The organism is Nonomuraea indica (assembly GCF_002850745.1).
GTDB lineage: Bacteria > Actinomycetota > Actinomycetes > Streptosporangiales > Streptosporangiaceae > Nonomuraea > Nonomuraea indica.
Window position 1 is genome coordinate 601900 of record NZ_KZ559469.1, and the last position, 21548, is coordinate 623447.

Below are 21548 nucleotides of genomic sequence, written 5' to 3' on the forward strand. Positions count from 1 at the left end.
GGTGGAGCCCAACGAGGTGACGATCGACGCGGGCGGCCGGCACGCCGCCGGGCGCCGCTTCGGGATGCTGGCGGACGAGTACGCCGCCTTCGGCGCCGCCCTTCGGAGCGGCTGGACCGAGGCGAGCCCACTCCCCTACGAGGAGTTCGCGGTGCCCTATCTCGAGTTCAGGCGCGCTCTGCTGGAGGACTGCGACCGGCTCGGCGAGCACCTGCGCCGTTCCGGCGACGGCCAGGTCGTCATGGCCGAGATCAACACGATGGCGGAGCACGCCGCCGAGGCGGGCGTCGAGGCCGCGCGGGAGGGCCGGGCATGGGCCTGATGAGCGACCCGGTGGTCGTCACGGGCCTCGGCATTCTCGGCATCCCTCCCCTGCCTGACACCGCCCTGCTCTCCGAGCACGCCGCCGTGCTCGGCGGGGCCGCGCGCCACCATCGGCTGCTGCTGCAGGACAGCGGCCCCGCCATCCGGCTGGCGGGCGCGAACCGGGGGCCGGCGGCGGACGCGGCGCACGCCTACCTGACAGGCGATGGCGGCCCGCCGCACCAGAGCGCCGATCTGGCCGACCGCTTCACGGTGGCGGCCGCCGGGCTGGTCATCTCCCAGCACCTCGTCGAGTGGATCGGCACGCTGCTCGCGGGCGCCGCTGTGGCCGCCGTCGCCGCCGTCGCCTTCGCGCCCCACCTGCTGCCCCGCGTCAGCGCCCTGGCCCGGCGCGTTCTGACCATGCTCCGCGAGGCCCTGAGCCGGGTCGGGCGCCTCTTCGCGGCCCTGCTCAGGACGCGGCGGGCCCGCCGGATCGACACGGTGGCCGCGCGCCTGCACGAGATCTGGCGGGCTCCGCGCTGGCTGCCCGGAGGCGGCTACGAACCGCGGCTCAAGACGACCAAGGACCCGGCCTGGATCCGGCGCCACGGCACCGACGAGGTCGACATCGCCAACACCCGCTACCGCGACCTGCCCGCCGACTGGCAGAAGGAGAACAGGGACTCGGCGGCCGTGGGCGTCCGGCTGGTGGACGACGGGCGCAGGCGCGGAGCCGACCTGACGAGCGTCGAGTTCATGGAGGAGGCCAGCGAGCAGGTGCACATCGCCTGGCTGGACCGCAACGGCGCGTGGGCCCCTCCGGAGCAGCGGCTGCCCTACCGGGAGCTGTCGGAGGAGGAGAAGGAGAAGGACCGCGTGGTCGTCCGCGCGGCCGTCGACCTCAGCCTCCGAGGGCGGCGCCGCTAGTCGCAGCCCTGGGTGCTGGCCGGGGAGGTGTCGGTGCGGCCCTGGTCGGCGTCGGGCCTGACCTCGGCGGCGGTGAGCACGTAGCCGGTCTCCTCCTTGCTGATCGCCGCCGCGAAGATCACCCCGTAGACGCGGCCGTCGACGGTGAGGAGCGGCCCGCCGGAGTTGCCGGGCAGCACCTTGCCGCGGATGGCGTACACCTGGCGGCTGACGTTGGTGCTGCGGTAGATGTCGGGTCCCTCGGCGTCGAGCCGGCTGCTGATGCGGGCCGGCTCGGCGGTGAAGCCCTGCCCCTTGGGGAAGCCGGCGACGATCGCGTTGTCGCCCTTCTCGCCGTCGTGCTGGAAGGTGAGCTGCGGCAGGTCGAGCCCCGGGACGTAGAGGACGGCGATGTCGCGCTGCGGGTTGTAGCGGACGACCGTGGCCTTGTGGCGCCTGTTGCGGGAGTCGATGACCTGCAGGTCGCGCGTCACGCCCGCCACCACGTGCGCGTTGGTCATGATCCGCTCGCGGGCGTAGACGAAGCCGGTGCCCTCGATGTGCTTGTTGCAGCTCTGGGCGTTGCCCTGCACCTTGACGATGGCGCGCTGCGCGCGGCCCAGCTTGGCGCCCTGCAGGATGCTGCGCGGCGCCGGCTGCACGTCGATGAGCGTGCCGGCGCCGATGGCGTCGAAGACGGGCGGGAACTCCGAGCGGTCGATGAACTTCTTGAACGGCGTCTGCCAGTCGCGCGCGGCCTGCGGGACGGCCTCGTCGACCGTGGTCAGCAGCATGGAGTTCTTCACCTGCTCGACCAGCGGCGTGAGCGAGGTCGAGACGACCAGCGACCCGATCAGCCAGGCGATCACCAGCACCGACAGCGCGCTGGCGAACGTGCCGCCCACGGCGTCGGCGACCTTGGCCGGCTCCCAGGTCACGTGGCTGCGGACGACGGCGCCGATGGTCGAGGAGGCGAACTGGCCGATCGTCGCCGCCAGGAAGACGATCACGATGGCGAGCAGCGACTGCGGGGTGTCCCCGTCGACCACGGCCTTGGAGATGGGCGGCGCGATGAACACGCCCAGCACGGCCCCGCCGACGAACCCCACGAAGCTCATGACCCCGATGATGAACCCCTGCCGGTAGCCCGAGATGCCGAAGGCGATCACGAGGCCGATCAGGATGAGGTCGAGCAGATCACCGCGCACGCTTCAAAGGTAACCAGCGATAGGGTCAAGTGTGCACGTCTTCGGCCAGGACGGCGTCACCCCGCTGGCTACCTTGGGCCGTATGCCGCCAGCCGAGGGATCAGTGCGCCGTCTCGTCGAGGCCGCCCTGGCCGACACCGATCCCGACGGGCCGGTGCGGTGGCAGATGATCTCGCTGCTGCGCGAGCGCGGCGACCTGGAGACCTTCATCGAGGCGAGGCGGCTGTGCGCGGCCGACTCCGTGGAGGAACGCCTGCTGGGCGTCGACATCATGGGCATGCTCGCGGCGTTCGTGGACCGCACGCTGCCCGTCCTGCGCTACCTCGCGGCCAGTGAGCGGGACGCGATGGTGCTCTATTCGGTGCTCATCGCCTTCGGCCACCTCGGCGACCCGCGGGCGCTGCCGTCGGTGATCGACCTGGCCGCGCACGAGGACGCCCGGGTGAGGTACGGGGCGGCGTACGCGCTGCAGCACGTGCTCGGCGCCCCGCCGGACCGGGCGGGACTGGAGGCGCTGCGCAGGCTGGCGGCCGACAGCGACGCCGACGTGGCCGACTGGGCCGCGCTCGGCCTCGCCCTGTCCACGGGCGGCCATCTGGAGCCGAGCTAGCCGCGCGCCGCCAGGTCGAGCACGTCGGGCGGCATGTCCTCCTCCCGGCTCGGGTCCCAGGGCAGGTCCAGCCCGCCCTCGCGCAGCACCTGGTCGAGCAGCATCGCCGTGAACCCCCACACCAGCATCCCCCGCACCCGGAACGCGGGCCCGGCGAACCCGGCGGGATGGCGCAGCGTGAACCGGTTGACCGGGTCGACCAGCTCGGAGACGGGCACCCGTTCGACGGAGTCGACCTCGTCGGGTGAGGCCGCGTGCACGGCGGAGGGTTCGTGCCACCAGCCGACGACGGGGGTCACCCGGTTGTCGCTGTGGTGGAGGTAGAGCTCGGGCAGCGCGGACAGCACGGTCACCCCGGCGGGGTCGAGGCCGGTCTCCTCGGCGGCCTCCCGCAGCGCCGCCCCGACCGGGCCGCCGTCGCCGGGGTCCACGCCGCCGCCGGGGAAGGCGGGCTGACCGGCGTGCCTGCGCCCGCGCGTGCTGCGCTGGATGAGCAGCACGTCGGGCCCGAGCGGCCCCTCTCCGAACAGCATCAGCACCGCCGCCTCCCGGCCGCGGCCGGCGGGTGGCGCAGCACCGGGGGGACTGAGATGCGTGCGGCCTGCGCCGCGAGTCTGTCGAGCCAGTCGGGCACCACGATCACGCCATCTGCAACGCGCGGGCCCGGCCATGGCTTCCCGGTCACGAGAAAGGACCCGATCTCACCAGCTTGGCGGCCTCGGCGGGATCGGTGGGGCCCGTGCCGTAGGAGGGGCACAGGGCGGCGAGCGGGCAGGCGCCGCAGGCGGGCTTGCGCGCGATGCAGATGCGGCGGCCGTGCCAGATGACCCGGTGGGAGAAGACCGTCCACTCGCGCTTGGGGATCAGCTCGCCCACGAGGTGCTCGATCTTGACCGGGTCGGTCTCGTCGGTCCAGCCGAAGCGCCGCACCAGGCGCTGGAAGTGGGTGTCGACGGTGAGCCCCGGCACGCCGAAGGCGTTGCCGAGCACGACGTTGGCGGTCTTGCGGCCCACGCCGGGCAGGGTGACCAGGTCCTTCAGCCTGCCGGGCACCTCGCCGCCGTGCCGTTCGGACACGGCCCGCGCCATGCCGATGATGCTGTTGGTCTTGGCCCGGAAGAACCCGGTCGAGCGGATGATCTCTTCCATCTCGCGAGGGTCGGCGGCGGCGTAGTCCTCCACGGTGGGATACTTCGCGAACAGGACAGGGGTCACCATGTTGACCCGCTTGTCCGTGCACTGTGCCGACAGGATGGTCGCGACGAGGAGCTCGAGGGGGGTACCGAAGTCGAGCTCGCAGTGGGCGTCGGGATAGGTTTCCGCCAGGATGCGATTCATCCGGCGTGCGCGACGCACGAGGGCGAGCCTTGACTCTTGGGGCATTCCCCTAGCCTAAGTGCGCCGCCTGAAGTGCGGTGCGTCACAATGGCAGCAGAGGAGGCAGAGTGAACACCGACGATGTCCTGGGCAAGGCCCCCCTGTTCGCCGCGCTCGACCGCGAGAGCGCCGCGGCGCTGCGCACGAGCATCACGGAGGTGCAACTGGCCAAGGGACAGACGCTCTTCCACGAGAACGAGACGGGCGACCGGCTCTACGTCGTGCTGGAAGGCAAGATCAAGCTTTCGCGCCAGTCCCCCGACGGCCGCGAGAACCTGCTCAGCGTCCTCGGCCCGAGCGAGATGTTCGGGGAGCTGTCGCTCTTCGACCCCCGGCCGCGCACGGCCTCGGCGACCGCGCTGACCGACGTCCGGCTGGCCGGGCTCGGCCACGACGACCTGCGCCCCTGGCTGACCGGCCGCCCCGAGGTGGCGCTGCACCTGCTGCGCGCGCTCGCCCAGCGGCTGCGCCGCACCAACGACGTGCTGGCCGACCTCGTCTTCACCGACGTTCCCGGCCGGGTCGCCAAGCAGTTGCTCGACCTGGCCGAGCGGTTCGGCACCAAGACCGAGGACGGCATGCGCGTCCACCACGACCTCACCCAGGAAGAGCTGGCGCAGCTCGTCGGCGCCTCCCGCGAGACGGTCAACAAGGCCCTGGCCGACTTCGCGCAGCGTGGCTGGCTGCGCATCGAGGCCAAGGCCGTGGTGATCCTCGACATGGACCGGCTCTACAACCGCTCCAGGTAGCCGGGCCCGCTACGGCTCGGCCAGGTAGTCCAGCTGGGCCCGCACCGACATCTCGGCCGCGGGCCAGAGGGTCTCGTCCACGTCCGCGTACACGATCCGCACGATCTCCCGGGGCGTGCGCGCGCCCTGCCGCAGAGCCGCCCTGATCTGGTCGAGCCGCTCGCGCCGGTGGGCGAGGTAGCCGTCGAGCGTGCCGATCGGGTCGGGCAGCAGCGGCCCGTGGCCCGGCAGCAGCGCCACGGCCGCCAGGCTCTCGGCCATGCTCCGCAACCGGTCGAGGCTGCGCAGGTAGTCGGCCAGGTGGCCGTCGGGGGCGATCATCGTGGTCCCCCGGCCGAGCACGGTGTCGCCGGTCAGCATGGCGCGGTCGGCCGGCAGCCAGAAGCACAGCGAGTCGAACGAGTGCCCCGGCGTGGCGTGCACGTGGATCTCGATGCCGTCGACGGTCACCACGTCGCCGTCGTCCAGCCCCTCCTCGCCCAGCCGGTGACGCGGATCGAGCGCCCGCACGGGCGCGCCGACCAGCTCGGCGAAGCGCCGGGCGCCGCCGCTGTGGTCGTGGTGGCCGTGGGTGAGCAGGATGTGGGTGACGCGCCGGCCTTCGAGATGGCCGGCCAGCCTGCGCAGGTGACGCTCGTCGTCGGGTCCCGGATCGACGACGACGGCGTCTCGGGTGCCGATGATCCAGGTGTTGGTGCCGTCGAGGGTCATCGGCGACGGGTTGGGGGCCAGGACGTTCTCGGCGTGCGCGGTGCCCGCGCCGTCGGGCCCGCCCCCGGCCGGGATGCGCAGGCCGCTCACGGGATCACCAGCCGCAGCTCGCCGTCGACCTCCACGACCGCCGGCATCGTCGTGACGATCTCCCGCCGGGCCGCCAGCACGGCGCCGGCGTCGTCGTAGCCGGCCAGCTCCGACAGCGTCCGGTACGTGGGCGGCATGAGGAAGATCGAGCCCGCCCGGGCCAGCTCCAGCGCCTCGGCGGGCCGGCGCCAGACGACATGGTCGGCCTCGCCGCCGACGTCGCGGGTGCGCTGCCCCTCGGGCAGCATCGCGACGAAGAACCTCGTGTCGAAGCGCCTCGTCTCGATCTCGGGGGTGATCCAGTGGGCCCACGGCTTGAGCAGGTCGGACCGGAGCACCAGCCCGCGGCGGGCCAGGAAGTCGGCGAAGGCCAGACTCCGGTCGACGAGCGCGATCCGGTCGGCCTCCCAGTCGTCTCCGGTGGTGTCGGCGACGACCGAGCCGGTGTCCGGCCCGGCGAGCAGCACGCCGCTCTCCTCGAACGTCTCCCGCACGGCCGCGCACACCAGCCCGCGGGCGACCGCCTCGTCGGCGCGGAGGACCCGGCCCCACTCGGCCGGCGACGGGCCGGCCCAGGCCACGGCCTGGTCGGCGTCGCGGGGGTCCACCGAGCCGCCGGGAAAGACGTAGGCGCCCGCGGCGAAGGCCATGGTGGCCCTGCGCCGCAGCAGGTAGACCTGCGTCCCCCCGGCCGGCCCCGCGCGGAGGATCACCACCGTGGCGGCGTCACGCGCGGGAACCGGCTGGGCCCTGCCGTCGAGGACCCGCCTCGCGTGCTCCCCGAGCTCGCCGGGGAGCGGAAGACCAGTCACATGACCTCCGTTTGCGGATCGGAACCGGTCAGGACACCTCGACGATGAGCTCCACCTCGACCGGGGCGTCCAGCGGCAGGGCGGCCACGCCGACCGCGCTGCGCGCGTGCCTGCCCGCCTCGCCGAACACCTCGCCCAGCAGCTCGCTGGCGCCGTTGGCGACCTGCGGATGCCCGGTGAAGTCGGGGGTGCTGGCGACGAACACGACCGCCTTGACGATCCGGACGATCCGTCCGAGGTCGCCGACCTCCGACTTCAGCGCCGCCAGCGCGTTCAGCGCGCAGATGCGGGCCATCTCCATGCCCTCGTCGGCGGTCAGCTCCGCGCCCAGCTTGCCGGTGCGCGCCAGCTTGCCCTCCACCATGGGGACCTGGCCGGAGGTGTAGACGAGGTCGCCGGTGCGCACGGCCGGCACGTAGGCGGCCAGCGGCGGCACCACCTCGGGCAGGGTAAGGCCGAGGTCGGCGAGCTTCTGCTCGGGCGTCACTGCTTCTCCCTCTTGAAGTAGGCGACCAGCTGCTCGGGCGTGGCGCCCTGCAGGATCTGGACCAGCTCCCAGCCGTCGGCGCCGAAGTTGTCGAGGATCATCTTGGTGTTGTGGATCAGCACGGGCGCCGTGAGGTACTCCCATTTCTTCATGGGGCTCAGCGTAGTGTGAGCAATGTCAAAGGGCAGGTGTGGGCCTGCCGCAAATGACCGTTCGGTAGCCTCGAAACGTGGAGTCTCGGGACACCGATTGGGACGGCGTGCGGTTGCACGTCGTCACCGGCAAGGGCGGCACCGGCAAGACCACGGTGGCCGCCGCCCTCGCCCTCGCGCTCGCCTCGGGCGGCCGCAAGGTGCTGCTGGTGGAGGTCGAGGGCCGGCAGGGCATCGCCCAGATCTTCGATCTGCCGCCGCTGCCGTACGAGGAGCGCAAGATCGCCGTGGCGCCGTCCGGGGGCGACGTCTACGCGCTGGCCGTCGATCCCGAGGAGGCCATGCTCGAGTACATGGAGATGTTCTACGGGATGCGCCGTGCCGGCCGGGCGCTGACCAAGATGGGCGTCGTCGACTTCGCCACCACCGTCGCCCCCGGCTTCCGCGACGTGCTCGTCACGGGCAAGACGACCGAGGCCGTGCGCCGGCGCGACAAGAGCGGCAGGCGGGTCTACGACGCGGTCGTGCTCGACGCCCCGCCGACCGGCCGCATCACGCGCTTCCTCAACGTCACCCAGGAGGTGGCGGGCCTGGCCAAGGTCGGGCCGATCAAGCACCATTCCGACCTGGTGAGCGGCGTGGTGAAGTCGCCCGAGACGGCGGTCCACTTCGTCACGGTGCTGGAGGAGATGCCGGTTCAGGAAACGCTCGACGGCATCGCCGAATTGCACGAGGCGGGCCTGCCGGCCGGTGGCGTCTTCATCAACATGGTGCGCGAGTCGCAGCTCCCGCGGGCCGCTCTTGACTTGGCTGTCAAGGGCCGTTTCGACGTGGCGGAGCTGGCGCTCGGGCTCAAGGCGGCCGGGCTGGCCGACGGGGCGGACGCCGCCGCGGTGGCCGAGGCGCTGGCCGAGGAGGTCGTCGAGCACGCCCACCGGGCCGAGGTCGAGCACGGCGAGCGCGAGGCGCTGGAGCAGGCCGCGCTGCCGCGCTACGAGCTGCCGCTGCTGGCCGACGGCGTCGACCTGGCCGGCCTGTACGAGCTGGCCGAGAGCATCCGCACCCAGGGAGCAGCGTGAAAGAGCCCGCCCGCCTCGACCTCGACGCGATCATCGACGACAAGGGCACCCGCATCATCGTCTGCTGCGGCGCCGGCGGCGTGGGCAAGACCACGACGGCCGCGGCGCTCGGCCTGCGCGCCGCCGAGCGAGGCAGGTCCACGGTGGTGCTGACGGTGGACCCGGCCAGGCGCCTGGCGCAGTCGATGGGCCTGACCGAGCTGGACAACACGCCGCGCCTGGTCAGCTCGCACGAGAGCGGCGGCCAGCTCTTCGCCATGATGCTCGACATGAAGCGCACGTTCGACGAGATCATCGAAGCGCACGCCGACCCCGAGCGGGCCCGGCAGATCCTGTCGAACCCCTTCTACCAGTCCCTGTCGTCCAGCTTCGCCGGCACGCAGGAGTACATGGCCATGGAGAAGCTCGGCCAGCTCCGCCGTTCCGACGAGTGGGACCTGATCGTGGTGGACACGCCGCCGTCACGCTCGGCGCTCGACTTCCTCGACGCGCCCGAACGGCTCGGCAGGTTCCTCGACGGCAAGTTCATCCGCCTGCTGACCGCTCCGGCCAAGGCGGGCGGGCGCAGCGCGTTCCGGCTGCTCAACGCGGGGTTCGGACTGGTGGCGGGCGCGATGACGAAGCTACTCGGCGCGCAGGTGCTCAAGGACCTGCAGACGTTCGTCTCCGCGCTGGACGCCGTCTTCGGCGGGTTCAGGCAGCGCGCCGAGATGACGTACAAGTTGTTGCAGGCGCCCGGCACCGCGTTCGTCGTCGTGGCCGTGCCCGAACGTGACGCGATGCGCGAGGCGTCCTACTTCGTCGAACGGCTGGCCGAGGAGCGCATGCCCCTCGCGGGCCTGGTCGTCAACCGGGTGCACGAATCACCCGCGCCGAGGCTGTCCGCGGCCCGGAGCGCCGCCGCGGCCGAGGACCTGGAGTCGCGGGGCGAGCACGAGCTGACCGCTGCCGTGCTGCGGCTACACACCGGCAGGATGCAGCTCGCGGCTCGCGAGCACCGGGAACGGGAGCACTTCGTCTCCGCGCACCCGACGGTCCCGGTCGTCCAGGTCCGCGCCATGTCCGAGGACGTCCACGACCTGACGGGTCTGCGCCGGATCGGAGAACTCCTGGCGAGCGCATGAGTACGGCCGGCGGGGTACGCCGGCCGTACTCGCGGGCCCGTCAGCCCGCAATCAGCTCATTGGTGCGTTCGTACTCTTCCTTGGCGGACTCGAGCAGGTCGCGCCACGAGTCCACGTCCGGCCGCCGCCTCAGCAGCGCCCGACGCTCGCGTTCGGTCATACCGCCCCACACCCCGAACTCGATGCGGTTGTCCAGCGCATCGGCGAGGCATTCGGTACGGACCGGGCATCCTCGGCAGATCAGCTTTGCCCTGTTCTGAGCGGCCCCCTGGACGAACAGTGCGTCCGGGTCCGCACCTCGACAGGCGGCACGGGAGGTCCAATCCGTGATCCACATTTTTCGACCCCACTCCCCTTAGGTGGTCAGTCGTCATTTGGGGCCGACGGGCGCGGGCGCCGAGCCTCCGTATTCAGTTGCCGCAGGGAGAACGTACGCAACGAGACGTTCGGGCCGACAGACCCCAGAGGACCAATTTCTCGCGCCAGTGTTGACCGGGAATGACTAGTCACCCCTACCAGTCAAGGAGAAATGGGGCCCAGTTACCGATAAGACCACTCTTTCGACGTACCCTTGGTGCTGTGCAAGCTCAGGGTAAAGATCGTTCCTCTCCGTTCGTGAACGTCGTGCGTCTGATCGCCGCCGGAGCGGCCGCAGGCGTCCTCACGGCTGCCGTGGCGCTGCCCGCCGTCGGCGGCGCCGGCGTCGCCGCCAAGAGCGGCATGGAACAGCTCAACCTGAAGCCGCAACCGCTGGAGGAGCCCCCGCTCTCCGAGCGCACCCTCCTGCGCGACGCCAACGGCAAGCAGATCGCGCGGTTCTACTACGAGAACCGCGAGTCGGTGCCGCTCGACAAGGTCGCGCCCATCATGCGCACGGCGCTGATCTCGATCGAGGACTTCCGCTTCTACGAGCACGGCCCGATCGACATCGAGGGCACGGCCCGCGCCCTGGTCAAGAACATGACCTCCGGCGGCGTGGCGCAGGGCGGCTCGTCGATCACTCAGCAGTACGTCAAGCAGGTGCTGATCAACGCCGCCGAGACGCCCGAGCAGGTGCAGGCGGCGCAGGCGCCCACGGTCGCCCGCAAGCTCCAGGAGCTGCGCCACGCGATGGCGGTCGAGGACAAGTACTCCAAGGACCAGATCCTGGAGAAGTACCTCAACATCGCCTACTTCGGCGCCGGCGCCCACGGCATCCAGGCCGCGGCCAAGCGCTTCTTCGGCAAGCCGGCCTCCGAGCTCAACCTCGTCCAGGCCGCCACCCTCGCCGGAGCCGTGCAGAACCCCGACCGCACCGACCCCAACCGCGGCCGCAAGGCCCAGCAGGCCCTGGTCGAACGGCGCAACACCGTGCTCGACCGGATGGCCGAGCTGGGCAAGATCACTCCGCAGGAGGCGGCCGAGGCCAAGACCAAGAAGCTCGGCTGGAAGGACACCGAGGTCCGCGGTGGCTGCGAGGAGAGCGAGTACCCGTACTTCTGTCTCTACGTCCAGCACGAGATCCTCAACAACGAGAGCTTCGGCAAGACCCCGAAGGAACGTCTGAGGCTCCTGCAGCGCGGCGGCCTGGACATCAAGACCACGATCGAGCCCAAGATGCAGGCGGCCGCCGAGAAGGCGATCAGGAAGTACGTCAGCACCAAGGACAAGCCGGTCGCCGCCCAGGCCATGGTCGTGCCGGGCACCGGCGAGATCAAGGCGATGGCCGCATCCCGCGAGTTCGGCCGCAGCAAGAAGAAGAACGAGATGAGCTACAACATCGTCGCCGACGCCAAGCACGGCGGCGGCGTCGGTTTCCAGCAGGGCTCGACCGCCAAGGCCTACACCCTGGCGGCCGCGCTGGAGAACGGCTTCAAGCTCGGCGACGGCCTCTCGACCGGCTCCACCTACTACGCGCCCAGCTACAGCGCCTTCCGCGACTGCAAGGGCAACCGGGTCGGCGACCCCAAGCATCCGGTGCGCAACTCCAGTGAGGGCGGCGGCGGCTTCAAGACCCTGCAGACGGGCACTTGGGGCTCGGTCAACACGTTCTTCATGAAGCTGGAGGAGCGGGTCGGCCTGTGCAAGGTCGTCGAGCTGACCAAGCGGCTCGGCGTCAAGCGGGCCGACGGCAAGCCGCTCGGCGAGTACGAGACCTTCACGCTCGGCATCAACGAGGTCGACCCGGTCACCGTGGCCAACTCCTACGCCGTCTTCGCCTCCCGCGGCCAGTACTGCAAGCCGATGGCGATCACCCAGTACACCGACCGCGACGGCAAGGTCAAGCAGTTCAAGCCGCAGTGCGAGAAGGCCATGGACCCCGAGGTCGCCGACGCGGTCAGCGCCATCCTGTCCGGCGTGTTCACCAAGGGCACGATGCAGGAGGTCGGCGGCATCGGCCGGGACGCCGCGGGCAAGACCGGCACCACCGACGACTACACGGCGGCCTGGTTCGCCGGCTACACGCCCAACCTGGCCAGCGCGGTCAGCCTGGGTGACCCGCGTGGCGCGTTCAGCCACAAGCTGATCGGCGTGACGATCGGCGGGCGCTACTACGGCTACGTGTACGGCGCGTCGATCTCCGGCCGCATCTGGAAGGACTCCATGATCGGGGCGCTCAAGGGCGTCGAGGCGGCCGAGTTCACGCCCGTCGACCAGTCGCGCTTCGGCGGCTGCGGCTCGGGCTGCGCGCCCAAGCGGAAGCAGGAGGAGCCGAGGGAGGACGGCGGCGAGCCCGAGCTGGTGGACCAGCTCGACCAGTTCGACGACCCGTTCGACCGGCCGGGCAACAACGACAACCGTCGCGAGAGGACCGGCCAGGACAACCCGGGTAACCGCCGCGGCTGACCGGCCGGGAGCCGTGCCCGGCCGCGCGGGTCGCCGCCGGCCGGCCGCGAGACACCAGGAGAGGCCTCCGCCCACTCGGCGGAGGCCTCCTTGCGTCGAGACGCCACCGGCCGAGCCCCTCCACGGCGCTCGAACCGGCTCGGCCGGAACCGGTTCGGCTCGGCTCGAACCGGCTTCGGCTCGATGGCGCTCGAACCGGCTCAGCTCGACAGGCGGGCGCGGACGGCCGCCGCCACCCGGCCACCCTCGGCGCGCCCGGCGACCTTCGGGTTGACCACCTTCATCACCTGGCCCATCGCCTGCGGGCCCGAGGCGCCCGTCTCGGCGACGGCCTCGTCCACCAGCTTCTCCAGCTCCTCGTCGGAGAGCTGGGCCGGCAGGTACTCCTCCAGGACGGCCTGCTCGGCCAGCTCCGCCTCGGCCTGCTCGGTGCGGCCGGCGCCGCGGAACGCCTCGGCGGCCTCGCGCCGCTTCTTGGCCTCCTTGGTCAGCACCTTCACGACCTCGTCGTCGGAGAGCTCCCTGGCCTCCTTGCCGGCGACCTCCTCGACGTTCACCGCGGCCAGGGCCATCCGAATCGTCCGCAGACGTACCTCGTCGCGGCTCTTCAGCGAGGCCGTGAGATCGGCCTTCAGCTTGTCCTTCAATGCGCTCATGCCGTCCATCTTGCCGTCTGGGCGGGCGGCCCGTGTCCACGGTCGGGCATCATGAGTACGTGAGGAAAGCCGTCGCACTGCCACTGTCCATGCTGGGCCTGGGTCTCGCCGGGCTCGGCTACGCCTCGGTCGTCGAGCGCAACTGGTTCCAGCTGCGCCGGTTCGACGTGCCGGTCCTGCCGCGCGGCAGCCGCCCCGTGCGCATCCTCCACCTGTCCGACCTGCACCTGACGCCGCGCCGCAGCATGCTGATCAACTGGGTGCGCTCGCTCGGCTCGCTGGAGCCCGACCTGGTCGTCAACACCGGCGACTCCATCGCCCACCCCGAGGCCGTCCCCGCCCTGCTGCACGCGCTGGAGCCGCTGCTCACGCGCCCCGGCCTGTTCGTCTACGGCTCCAACGACCTCTACGCCCCCAAGCCGAAGAACCCCGCCCGCTACCTGTGGCGCACGTCCAAGAACGACCGGCGCCAGCATGTCCCCTCCCTGCCCTGGGAGGAGCTCGGCGCGGGCATGGCGGCCGAGGGCTGGCTCGACATGAACAACACCACGGCCCGGATCAAGGTCGGCGACCTCGACGTGGCGGTGGCCGGCATCCACGACTCCCACATCGACCGCGACCGCTACGACCTGGTGGCCGGCCCGGCCCCGGCCGACGCCGACCTGCGGCTCGGGGTCATGCACTCGCCGGAGCCGCGCAACATGACCCGCTTCGCGGCCGACGGCTACGAGCTCCTGCTCGCCGGTCACACCCATGGCGGCCAGCTCTGCATCCCCTTCTACGGCGCCCTGGTCACCAACTGCGGCATCGACCGGGCCCGCGTCAAGGGCCTGAGCCGCCACGACTCGGCCTGGCTGCACGTCTCCGCCGGCCTCGGCACCTCGCCGTACGCCCCGGCCCGCTTCGCCTGTTTCCCCGAGGCTTCGCTGCTCACCCTCGTTCCGCGGCGCTGACGGTCACGAGCACGCCCGAAGTCCGCTAGACTTTCCCAAGCACGAGCAAGACGGCGTGCACCGGGGTGTAGCGCAGCTTGGCAGCGCGCTTCGTTCGGGACGAAGAGGTCGTGGGTTCAAATCCCGCCACCCCGACACAGTTTGACCAGGTAGAGGGCTTGATCCGCTGAGCGGGTCGGGCCCTTTTCCGTTTCTGCCATCGCACCTGGACCCTTGTCGTCGAAGATCGGGTTCGTGGCGTGGGCGCACGTTCCCGCCCGGTCCGGGCGGGAACGGCCGGACAGGGCTACCAGGTGACCGGCAGCCGGTGCGCGCCGTAGATGCTCATGTCCGTACGCATCGGCACCTCCTCGGGCGGCACCGCCAGCCGCAAGCCGGGGAAGCGCCGGAACAGCGCGGGGAAGGCCACGCGCATCTCGATCCTGGCGAGCTGCTGACCGAGGCACTGGTGGATGCCGTGCCCGAAGGTCAGGTGGCCCACGGTCGGGGGGCGGGTGACGTCGAAGGTCTCCGGGTCGGCGAACCGTTCGGGGTCGCGGTTGGCCGCCGGCACCGAGATCGTGACCACCTGTCCCTTCCTGATCGTCTGACCGGCGATCTCGACGTCCTCGAGAGCGGCCCTGAGCGGCCCAAGGTGCGTGACGGCCAGATAGCGGAGCAGCTCCTCGACGGCCCCTTCGATCAGTGACGGCTCCGACCGCAGGGCCGCGAGCTGCCCCGGGTCGCTCAGCAGGGCGAACGTGCCGAGCCCGAGCATGTTGGCCGTGGTCTCGTGCCCTGCGACCAGGAGCAGCAGCCCCGCCCCCGCGATCTCCTCAGGAGAGAGATCGCCGCCGGACATGAGGCCGCTGAGCAGGTCGTCAGCCGGTTCCGCCCGCTTCCTTGCGACCAGTTCGTACAGGTAGCCCATCATCGATCCGGTCGCCGCGCCGACCTCCTCCCTGGTCGACCCGACTCTCAGCGCGGTCGCGGAGTCGCACTGGAAGCGCTCCCTGTCGGCGTACGGCACGCCGAGCAGCTCGCAGATGACGAGGGAGGGGATCGGCAGGGCGAACTCCTGGATCAGGTCCGCGGGCGCCCCACCTCGCTCCATGGCGTCCAGGACCTCCTCGGTGATCCGCTCGATCCGCGGCTCCAGCTGCCGCATCCTGCGAACGGTGAACTGCGCGGCCAGCTGCTTCCTGAAGCGGGAGTGGTCGGGCGGATCCATCTGCATGAAGAAACCGGGCGGCTGGACGAAGTTCTCCGGCTCGAGCCCCTCCCAGCGGATCGGCCAGTGCAGGTTCTGCAGCAGGCTGCTGAAACGCGGATCCGTCAGCACCGCCTTGGCCGCCGAGAAGCCGGTCACCAGCCAGCCCTGGTGGCCGTCGGGATAGTGGAGAGGGCGGACGGGCGCCTCGTCCCGCCAGCGACCAAGCACCTCGGGAGGGTCGAAGGGGGAAGGGCGCTCGGTGGGAAAGGTGACAGGGGTGAACGAAGCCTCGGACATGGGCAGCTCCCTCATACGTCCTCTACAGATGTAGAGACTCTACGTCAGTAGAGGGTCGCTGAGGCAACCGGCCCCGCGGGGGCCCTGCGAGCCTCAGGATCGGGTGGCGGCGGCCAGCAGCATGCGTATCGTGGCGCGCAGGTCGGGGGCGTCGGCGCGCGCCCCCATGCCGACGAGACGGTCGAAGACCACCCCGTCGAGGAAGGCGATGAGGTCGACGGCGTGCCGGTGGGCGTCGGGCACGCCGGCGGAGGCCAGCAGTTCGGTGATCATCTCGCGCAGGTGGTCGCCGCTCGCCATGAGCACGCGATGCAGCTCAGGCCGCCTGACCGCCTCGAGCGACAGCTCGTACCGGGCGAGCTGGCGATCGCGGCCGGTGGTGAGCCACTGCCCGACCACGGTCGCCACCGCCTCGACCAGGCCTTCGAGATCGGAGCCCGAGGCCTCCCTCAGTGCCGCCAGGTCGGCGGCGGTGCCCTCCGCGAGCCGGTGCACCGTGGCCTGCAGCAGCGCCTGGCGCGTCCTGAAGTAGTACGAGGTCGAGCCTTCGGGCAGACCGGCCGCCCTGTCGACGGTGCGATGGGTCAGACCGCGCATGCCCTCCGCGGCGAGTACGGTGATCGCCACGTCGGCGATCTCTTCTCTGCGGGACACGCACCGAGTGTAGGCCCAGGCCCGAAAGCCGGGCGGCAGAGCGCCCCTTCGGACCCCACGAGGCCCCGGCGAGGGCAAGGAGCTCCGGCGCCGGGCCGCGCCTCATCGGTAGGCGAGGCGGCGCAGCAGGATCTCCGCAGGACCCCGGTAACCGGCTCGGCGCATGAGCTCGGCCAGAGCGACGGACACCGCCCAGGTCGCCGCGGCCACCCCCGTGGCGCCGGCCAACCCGAGGTCGTCCTGCAACGCGAGCCCGTACGGGTAGAAGACTAGGACGAACACCACGGACTGGAAGAGATAGAGGCTCATCGAGCGCCGGCCGAGCGCCTGGATGGCGGTGGTGAATCGGTTCGGCCGCCGGCCGGCCGGTATCGCGATCAGCCCGATGACGGCGGCCATGCCGATCCCGCCCGCGTATCCGGTGAGCGGCTGTGCGAGCGCCGCGAACCACAGGGCGCCCGCCGGCGGCTCGGCCCACACTCCGAGCTGCACCAGGCCGGCGGGGAGTGCGCCGATGACGGACAGCGAAAGCGTGACGATCGCGGCGTTGCGCAGGTACCGGCGATGGCGGTCCGGCTCGTCCAGCAGCCGCCGGCGCGCCGCCCACACGCCGACGAGCACACCGGGAACGACCATGAGGACTCCGGTGACCAGGGCGAAGGGCCAGACCTGGAGGCGCTCGGCGAGCAACGCCCAGGCGCCGTCGGCCCCGGCGGCGATGCTTCCCGCGCCGTAGGGCGAGTTGTCGTGCGCCATCGGGTACCACGTGGCGAAGCCCGCCAGGGCCGTCGCCGGGACCAGACCGATTCCCGCCGTCCACAACAGGGTCGCGTCCTTGGCGCGCAGCAGGCCGACGAGCAGGACGGCGCTGAGCCCGTACGCGGCCAGGATGTCGATGGGGGCGAGCACCGCCATGTGGACGAAACCGATCCCGACGAGCCACCATCCCCGGCGGCGCAGCAACCTGCGAGTCGTCACCCAGTCGTCACCGCGTTCCATCCGCCGGTTCAGCAACTGGACCAACGAGTAGCCGAACAGGAAGGCGAACAGCGGGCGCGCGTGGTTGTTGACGAAGAGGTTGTGGAACACGTTGATCACGCCGTTGGCCACGGGATTCCCTCGGTCGAGGGTGAGCACGAACAGCGGCGCGTGCGCGAACGCTATGGCCAGCAGCATGAAGCCGCGGGCCAGATCAGGGGCCGGGACCCGGCCGGAGCTGTCGAGCACGCCATCACGGGCGGTGGACGCCGGGATCGAATGGTTCACCACGTGATCAACCGTAATGAGCCAGGACGTCGGTCCCGAATGCGCCTCCGGCGGCCCGTCACCGTGCATACACCGCTAGGGTATGGTGGCCGCTAAGTCGTACATGGGTGTACGACATAGGAGGTGTCGATGAGCGGCCACATCCCGGTCCGGCTGCATGTGAACGGACAGGCGCATGACCTGTCCCTGGATCCCCGTGTCACCCTGCTCGACTGCCTGCGCGAGCATCTCGGCCTGACCGGCACGAAGAAGGGCTGCGACCAGGGCGCCTGCGGGGCCTGCACGGTTCTCGCCGACGGCGAGCGGATCAACTCCTGCCTGACCCCTGCCGTCCAGTGCGACGGCATGGAGATCGTCACCATCGAGGCCATGGCGAACGACGAGCTGGGAACCAGGGTGCAGGACGCGTTCCTGGCGCACGACGGGCTCCAGTGCGGCTACTGCACCTCCGGGCAGATCTGCTCCGTCGTCGCCATGCTGGCCGAACACCGCGCCGGCCGGCCGAGCGCCGTGACCGAGGACCTGACCGGGCCCGCGCCGCTCACCGACGTCGAGATCAGGGAGCGGATGGCGGGCAATCTGTGCAGGTGCGGCGCCTACAACGGCATCGTGGCCGCCATCAGGGAGGTGACCCGGACGTGAGGGAGTTCGCCTACCTGCGAGCGGCGGACGTGGCCGAGGCGGTCGAGCTGGCGGGCCCTCAGGGGAAGTACCTGGCCGGTGGGACGAACCTGTTCGACCTCATGCGTGAGGAGGTGGAGCGGCCCGAGCGGGTCGTCGACATCTCCCGCCTGCCGCTGTCCGCCATCGAGCCCCTGCCGGGCGGCGGGCTGCGTCTGGGGGCGCTGGCCCGCAACGCCCACGTCGCCGCCGACGACCGGGTCCGCCGCCGCTACCCCGTGCTCGCGCGGGCCCTGCTGAAAGGCGCCTCGCCGCAGCTGCGCAACCGGGCGACGGTCGGCGGCAACCTCGTGCAGCGCACCCGCTGCCGCTACTTCTACGACCTCACCGCCGCCTGCAACAAGCGGGAGCCCGGCGCGGGGTGCGACGCGCTCGGCGGGTTCAACCGCACGCACGCCATCCTGGGCGCGAGCCCGAACTGCGTCGCCGTGCATCCCTCCGACATGTGCGTGGCCCTGGCCGCCCTGGACGCGACCGTGAACCTCACCGGTCCCGACGGCGAGCGCAGCGTCCCGGTCACCGGCTTCCACCTCCTGCCGGGCGGGACACCGCACGTCGAGACCGTGCTACGGAACGGCGATCTGATCACGAGCGTGGACCTGCCGCCGGAGCGGCCCTGGCACGGGGACTACGTCAAGGTCCGCGATCGCGCCAGCTACGCGTTCGCCCTGGTGAGCCTGGCCGTTCTGCTGGACGTCCGGCACGGCAGGACCGTGGCCGCCCGCATCGCGCTCGGCGGGGTGGCGCACAAGCCGTGGCGCGCCTACTCGGCCGAGGAGCAGCTGGTCGGCGCGGCGGCGGACGAGGCGGCGTTCGATCGGGCCGCCGCGGCCGCGGTCGCCGAGGCGCGTCCGCTCGACCACAACGCCTTCAAGGCCGAGCTGGCCCGGCGGCTGGTCCGGCGCACTCTCGTCGAACTGGCAGGTCAATCATGAACGTCGCCGCACGCGGTTTCAGCCTCGCCATGCGAGCCGTGGGCAGGGTGTCCGCACTCCTGCCCGACGGCCGGCACGATCCGCTGTCCGGCCGGCCCGGCGAGATCGGCCGCGACATCGCCCGGCTGGACGGCCCGGCGAAGGTGTCCGGCGGCATCCGGTACACCGCCGATCGCGTCCCGGCGCGGCTCGCCTACGCGGTCACCGTGCCCAGCTCGATCGCCAAGGGCCGCATCACCGCCGTCGACTCCTCCCGGGCGCTCGCCGCGCCCGGCGTGGTGCTGGTGATGACGCACGAGAACGCGCCGCCGATGAAGCCCACCGGGGCGTACTCCACGCTCAGGTCCCCCGTCGCGGCCGCCGCCATGACTCTGCCGATCATGAACACGGACCGGGTCTTCTGGCACGGCCAGCCGGTCGCGGTCGTCGTGGCCGAGACCCAGGAGCAGGCCGAGCACGCGGCCCGGCTGGTCGAGGTGAGCTACGCGGCCGAACCCGCCGTCGTGACGATGTCGGACGAGGCCGCCCACACGCCGGCCCATTCGGTGCTGGAGGAGTCGAAGACCGTGGTCGGCGCCCCGCACGCCGCCCTGGCGGACGCGGCGGTCGTCGTACGGGGCGTCTACACCACGCCGCCCGAACATCACAACGCGCTCGAACTCCACGCCACCGTGGCCGCCTGGGACGGCGACGACCTCACCGTGCACGACACCTCGCAGTATCCCTACGGGGTGAAGGAGATGCTCGCCAAGAAGTTCGGCCTGCCGCCGGAGCGGGTGCACGTGCTGGCGCCGTACATCGGCGGCGGGTTCGGCGGCAAGACCACGGCCTGGCCGCACGTGGCGCTCACCGTGGCCGCCGCCGGACTCGCGGGCCGCCCGGTCAAGCTCGTGCTGTCCCGCGCGCACACGTTCCACATGACCGGCGGCAGGGCGCCCACGCGGAGCCGGGTCACGCTGGCCGCCGACACCGGCGGGCGGCTGACCGCCATCGTCCACGACGCGCTGTCCACCTGCACGACGGACGAGTTCGCCGAGGCCGCCATCGTTCCCTCACGCCACCTGTACGCCACCCCCAACCTCGCCGTCCACCAGCGGGTGGCCCGGGTGGACCGCATCCAGAACGCCTTCTTCCGCGGACCCGGTGTGACCCCGGGATCGTTCGCGCTCGAATCGGCCATGGACGAGCTCGCCTGCCGGCTCGGCCTGGACCCGCTCGAACTGCGGCTGCGCAACGAACCCGCCCGCGACCCGGTCTCCGGCCGCCGGTTCACCAGCCGCCACCTGCGCGAGGCGTACCGGCTCGGCGCGGAGGCGTTCCGCTGGGACGAGCGCTCCCCGGCGCCGCGCGCCACCCGGGACGGGCACTGGCTCGTGGGCCAGGGCATGGCCGCCGCGATCAACCCCGACGCCGTGCTCGTCGCGGCCGTGCGGCTCCGGCTCCACGCCGACGGCACCGTCACCATCCACAGCAGCACGAACGAGTTGGGCGCCGGCACCTCCACCGCCCAGACCCAGGCGGCGGCCCAGCGTCTCGGGGTGCCCATGGACAGGATCCGGTTCCTGCAGGGCGACTCGGACGTGGCCCGGACCCGCATCCCGGGTGCTTCGGCCGCCACCACCACCCTCGCCTCCGCCATCTGGAACGCCCGTGACCGCCTGGTCCGCGAGCTGCTCACGCTGGCCAAGGGCACCGACTCCCCGCTGGCCGGGCGCCGGCCCGACGAGGTGGAGACGCGTGACGAGGGCATCTTCACCACAGGCGGCCGGGGGGAGACCTACTGGCGCATCCTGGAGCGCGCCGGGAGAGAACACGTCGAGGTGACCGGCAGGTCGGCCGTGCCGTACCAGACCGTCAAAAGGGGCACCAGCACCTACGGCGCCCACTTCGCGGAGGTGCGGGTGGACGAGGACACCGGCGAGGTGCGCGTCTCGCGCTGGGTCGGCGCGTTCGACGGTGGCCGCATCGTCTCGCCCAGGCAGGCGGCCAGCCAGATGCGCGGCGGCATCATCCAGGGCATCGGCATGGCGCTCATGGAGGAGACGCTGCTCGACGAGCGCTCCGGCCGCATCGTCAACGCCGGTCTCGCCGACTACCACATTCCCACCCACGCCGACGTGCCCGACATCGAGGTGCGCTTCGTGGACGTGCCCGACCCGCAGACGCCGCTCGGCGCCAAGGGCATCGGCGAGCTGGGCATCGTGGGCGTGGCCGCGGCCATCGCCAACGCGATTCACCACGCCACCGGCACACGCGTCCGGGACCTCCCCATCACCGCCGACAAGCTGCTTCAGCACGACGGCCGCCTGGGCGTGCGGTGAACCAGCGATCAGGGGACACCCCGCGCAGCGGCACGACCCGGGCCACAGGCAGTGCGAGAAAGGCAGCGTCGATGTCCCCCGCCACCGAAGGAACCGTCTCCCGCTTCACTGCGGCGACCCTCGACGGCCGGCGCCTGCCGGCGCGCTGGGCATGGC

At 71.6% G+C, this 21548-nt stretch carries 23 protein-coding genes and 1 tRNA gene; 12 read left to right on the top strand and 12 right to left on the bottom strand.

The window, feature by feature from the left end; all coding sequences use genetic code 11:
- The first annotated feature begins 1 nt into the window (after window position 1).
- Window positions 2-322, top strand: coding sequence for a hypothetical protein (locus CXR44_RS14480; protein WP_101786523.1), 321 nt, complete (start codon window positions 2-4; stop codon window positions 320-322).
- Window positions 322-1233 carry a hypothetical protein gene (locus CXR44_RS14485; RefSeq protein ID WP_219601793.1) on the top strand — a complete coding sequence of 304 codons (912 nt, stop codon included), beginning with the start codon at window positions 322-324 and terminating at the stop codon, window positions 1231-1233. The genes CXR44_RS14480 and CXR44_RS14485 overlap by 1 nt, the downstream gene beginning before the upstream one ends.
- On the opposite strand, the gene CXR44_RS14490 is transcribed toward CXR44_RS14485, so the two are convergent.
- Window positions 1230-2420 (bottom strand): MarP family serine protease, encoded by a 1191-nt coding sequence (locus CXR44_RS14490; protein WP_101786525.1) that lies wholly within the window; start codon window positions 2418-2420, stop codon window positions 1230-1232. The genes CXR44_RS14485 and CXR44_RS14490 overlap by 4 nt on opposite strands.
- Before the next feature lie 82 nt (window positions 2421-2502).
- Here CXR44_RS14490 and CXR44_RS14495 point away from each other — a divergent pair, with 82 nt between their 5' ends.
- A complete protein-coding gene (locus CXR44_RS14495) occupies window positions 2503-3030 on the top strand; it encodes a HEAT repeat domain-containing protein (protein WP_101786526.1) in 528 nt (175 codons plus the stop codon).
- Here the strand turns inward: CXR44_RS14495 and CXR44_RS14500 are convergent.
- Together CXR44_RS14500 and nth are read right to left on the bottom strand one after the other, a co-directional pair.
- On the bottom strand, window positions 3027-3563 hold the full coding sequence (locus CXR44_RS14500) for an NUDIX hydrolase (RefSeq protein ID WP_425437418.1): 537 nt from the start codon (window positions 3561-3563) through the stop codon (window positions 3027-3029). The genes CXR44_RS14495 and CXR44_RS14500 overlap by 4 nt on opposite strands.
- A 148-nt stretch (window positions 3564-3711) precedes the next feature.
- A complete protein-coding gene (gene nth, locus CXR44_RS14505) occupies window positions 3712-4413 on the bottom strand; it encodes an endonuclease III (protein ID WP_101786527.1) in 702 nt (233 codons plus the stop codon).
- A gap of 62 nt (window positions 4414-4475) precedes the next feature.
- Between nth and CXR44_RS14510 the strand changes: the two genes are divergently transcribed.
- Window positions 4476-5156 (top strand): Crp/Fnr family transcriptional regulator, encoded by a 681-nt coding sequence (locus CXR44_RS14510; protein WP_101786528.1) that lies wholly within the window; start codon window positions 4476-4478, stop codon window positions 5154-5156.
- Between the two features lie 9 nt (window positions 5157-5165).
- Here the strand turns inward: CXR44_RS14510 and CXR44_RS14515 are convergent, their stop codons facing one another.
- The 4 genes from CXR44_RS14515 to sp36 are packed head-to-tail and all read right to left on the bottom strand — an operon-like array spanning window position 5166 to window position 7408.
- A complete protein-coding gene (locus tag CXR44_RS14515) occupies window positions 5166-5957 on the bottom strand; it encodes an MBL fold metallo-hydrolase (RefSeq protein WP_101786529.1) in 792 nt (263 codons plus the stop codon).
- A complete protein-coding gene (locus CXR44_RS14520) occupies window positions 5954-6769 on the bottom strand; it encodes an NUDIX hydrolase (RefSeq protein WP_101786530.1) in 816 nt (271 codons plus the stop codon). The genes CXR44_RS14515 and CXR44_RS14520 overlap by 4 nt, the downstream gene beginning before the upstream one ends.
- 28 nt (window positions 6770-6797) lie before the next feature.
- On the bottom strand, window positions 6798-7256 hold the full coding sequence (locus CXR44_RS14525) for a RidA family protein (RefSeq protein WP_101786531.1): 459 nt from the start codon (window positions 7254-7256) through the stop codon (window positions 6798-6800).
- Complete coding sequence (sp36, locus tag CXR44_RS40900; protein ID WP_165959776.1) at window positions 7253-7408, bottom strand: Sp36 family protein; 156 nt, start codon at window positions 7406-7408, stop codon at window positions 7253-7255. The genes CXR44_RS14525 and sp36 overlap by 4 nt, the downstream gene beginning before the upstream one ends.
- Window positions 7409-7485: 77 nt before the next feature.
- Here sp36 and bagA point away from each other — a divergent pair, with 77 nt between their 5' ends.
- Together bagA and bagB are read left to right on the top strand one after the other, a co-directional pair.
- Window positions 7486-8487: an ATPase BagA gene (bagA, locus tag CXR44_RS14530; protein ID WP_180903398.1), complete on the top strand. Its 1002-nt coding sequence runs from the start codon at window positions 7486-7488 to the stop codon at window positions 8485-8487.
- A complete protein-coding gene (bagB, locus tag CXR44_RS14535; RefSeq protein WP_101786533.1) occupies window positions 8484-9611 on the top strand; it encodes an ATPase BagB in 1128 nt (375 codons plus the stop codon). The genes bagA and bagB overlap by 4 nt, the downstream gene beginning before the upstream one ends.
- 40 nt (window positions 9612-9651) lie before the next feature.
- Here the strand turns inward: bagB and CXR44_RS14540 are convergent, their stop codons facing one another.
- A complete protein-coding gene (locus CXR44_RS14540; RefSeq protein WP_036326687.1) occupies window positions 9652-9948 on the bottom strand; it encodes a WhiB family transcriptional regulator in 297 nt (98 codons plus the stop codon).
- 278 nt (window positions 9949-10226) lie between these two features.
- Here CXR44_RS14540 and CXR44_RS14545 point away from each other — a divergent pair, with 278 nt between their 5' ends.
- Window positions 10227-12437 (top strand): transglycosylase domain-containing protein, encoded by a 2211-nt coding sequence (locus tag CXR44_RS14545; RefSeq protein WP_342748545.1) that lies wholly within the window; start codon window positions 10227-10229, stop codon window positions 12435-12437.
- A gap of 200 nt (window positions 12438-12637) precedes the next feature.
- On the opposite strand, the gene CXR44_RS14550 is transcribed toward CXR44_RS14545, so the two are convergent.
- Window positions 12638-13093, bottom strand: a complete 456-nt coding sequence (locus CXR44_RS14550; RefSeq protein ID WP_101786619.1) for a GatB/YqeY domain-containing protein — start codon at window positions 13091-13093, stop codon at window positions 12638-12640.
- 89 nt (window positions 13094-13182) lie between these two features.
- Here CXR44_RS14550 and CXR44_RS14555 point away from each other — a divergent pair, with 89 nt between their 5' ends.
- Entirely contained in the window at window positions 13183-14046 is an 864-nt protein-coding gene (locus CXR44_RS14555; protein ID WP_101786535.1) for a metallophosphoesterase, read from the top strand.
- A 61-nt stretch (window positions 14047-14107) separates the two neighbouring features.
- Window positions 14108-14181 (top strand) — tRNA-Pro (locus CXR44_RS14560).
- 151 nt (window positions 14182-14332) lie between these two features.
- Here CXR44_RS14560 and CXR44_RS14565 read toward each other — a convergent pair.
- The 3 genes from CXR44_RS14565 to CXR44_RS14575 form a co-directional block, all read right to left on the bottom strand.
- Window positions 14333-15535: a cytochrome P450 gene (locus CXR44_RS14565; protein ID WP_101786536.1), complete on the bottom strand. Its 1203-nt coding sequence runs from the start codon at window positions 15533-15535 to the stop codon at window positions 14333-14335.
- A gap of 93 nt (window positions 15536-15628) precedes the next feature.
- Complete coding sequence (locus tag CXR44_RS14570) at window positions 15629-16189, bottom strand: TetR/AcrR family transcriptional regulator (protein ID WP_245899141.1); 561 nt, start codon at window positions 16187-16189, stop codon at window positions 15629-15631.
- A 102-nt stretch (window positions 16190-16291) separates the two neighbouring features.
- Window positions 16292-17458 carry a DUF418 domain-containing protein gene (locus CXR44_RS14575; RefSeq protein WP_245899142.1) on the bottom strand — a complete coding sequence of 389 codons (1167 nt, stop codon included), beginning with the start codon at window positions 17456-17458 and terminating at the stop codon, window positions 16292-16294.
- Between the two features lie 126 nt (window positions 17459-17584).
- On the opposite strand from CXR44_RS14575, the gene CXR44_RS14580 reads away from it, so the two are divergent.
- Genes CXR44_RS14580 through CXR44_RS14590 form a run of 3 tightly spaced genes read left to right on the top strand, consistent with a single transcriptional unit; the run spans window position 17585 to window position 21392 of the window.
- The gene (locus tag CXR44_RS14580) at window positions 17585-18097 is read left to right on the top strand and encodes a 2Fe-2S iron-sulfur cluster-binding protein (protein WP_101786538.1); all 513 of its coding nucleotides are present in this window, start codon (window positions 17585-17587) and stop codon (window positions 18095-18097) included.
- On the top strand, window positions 18094-19071 hold the full coding sequence (locus CXR44_RS14585) for an FAD binding domain-containing protein (RefSeq protein WP_101786539.1): 978 nt from the start codon (window positions 18094-18096) through the stop codon (window positions 19069-19071). The genes CXR44_RS14580 and CXR44_RS14585 overlap by 4 nt, the downstream gene beginning before the upstream one ends.
- Window positions 19068-21392, top strand: a complete 2325-nt coding sequence (locus CXR44_RS14590; protein WP_245899143.1) for a xanthine dehydrogenase family protein molybdopterin-binding subunit — start codon at window positions 19068-19070, stop codon at window positions 21390-21392. Before CXR44_RS14585 ends, CXR44_RS14590 begins: the two co-directional genes overlap by 4 nt.
- Window positions 21393-21548 lie beyond the last annotated feature (156 nt).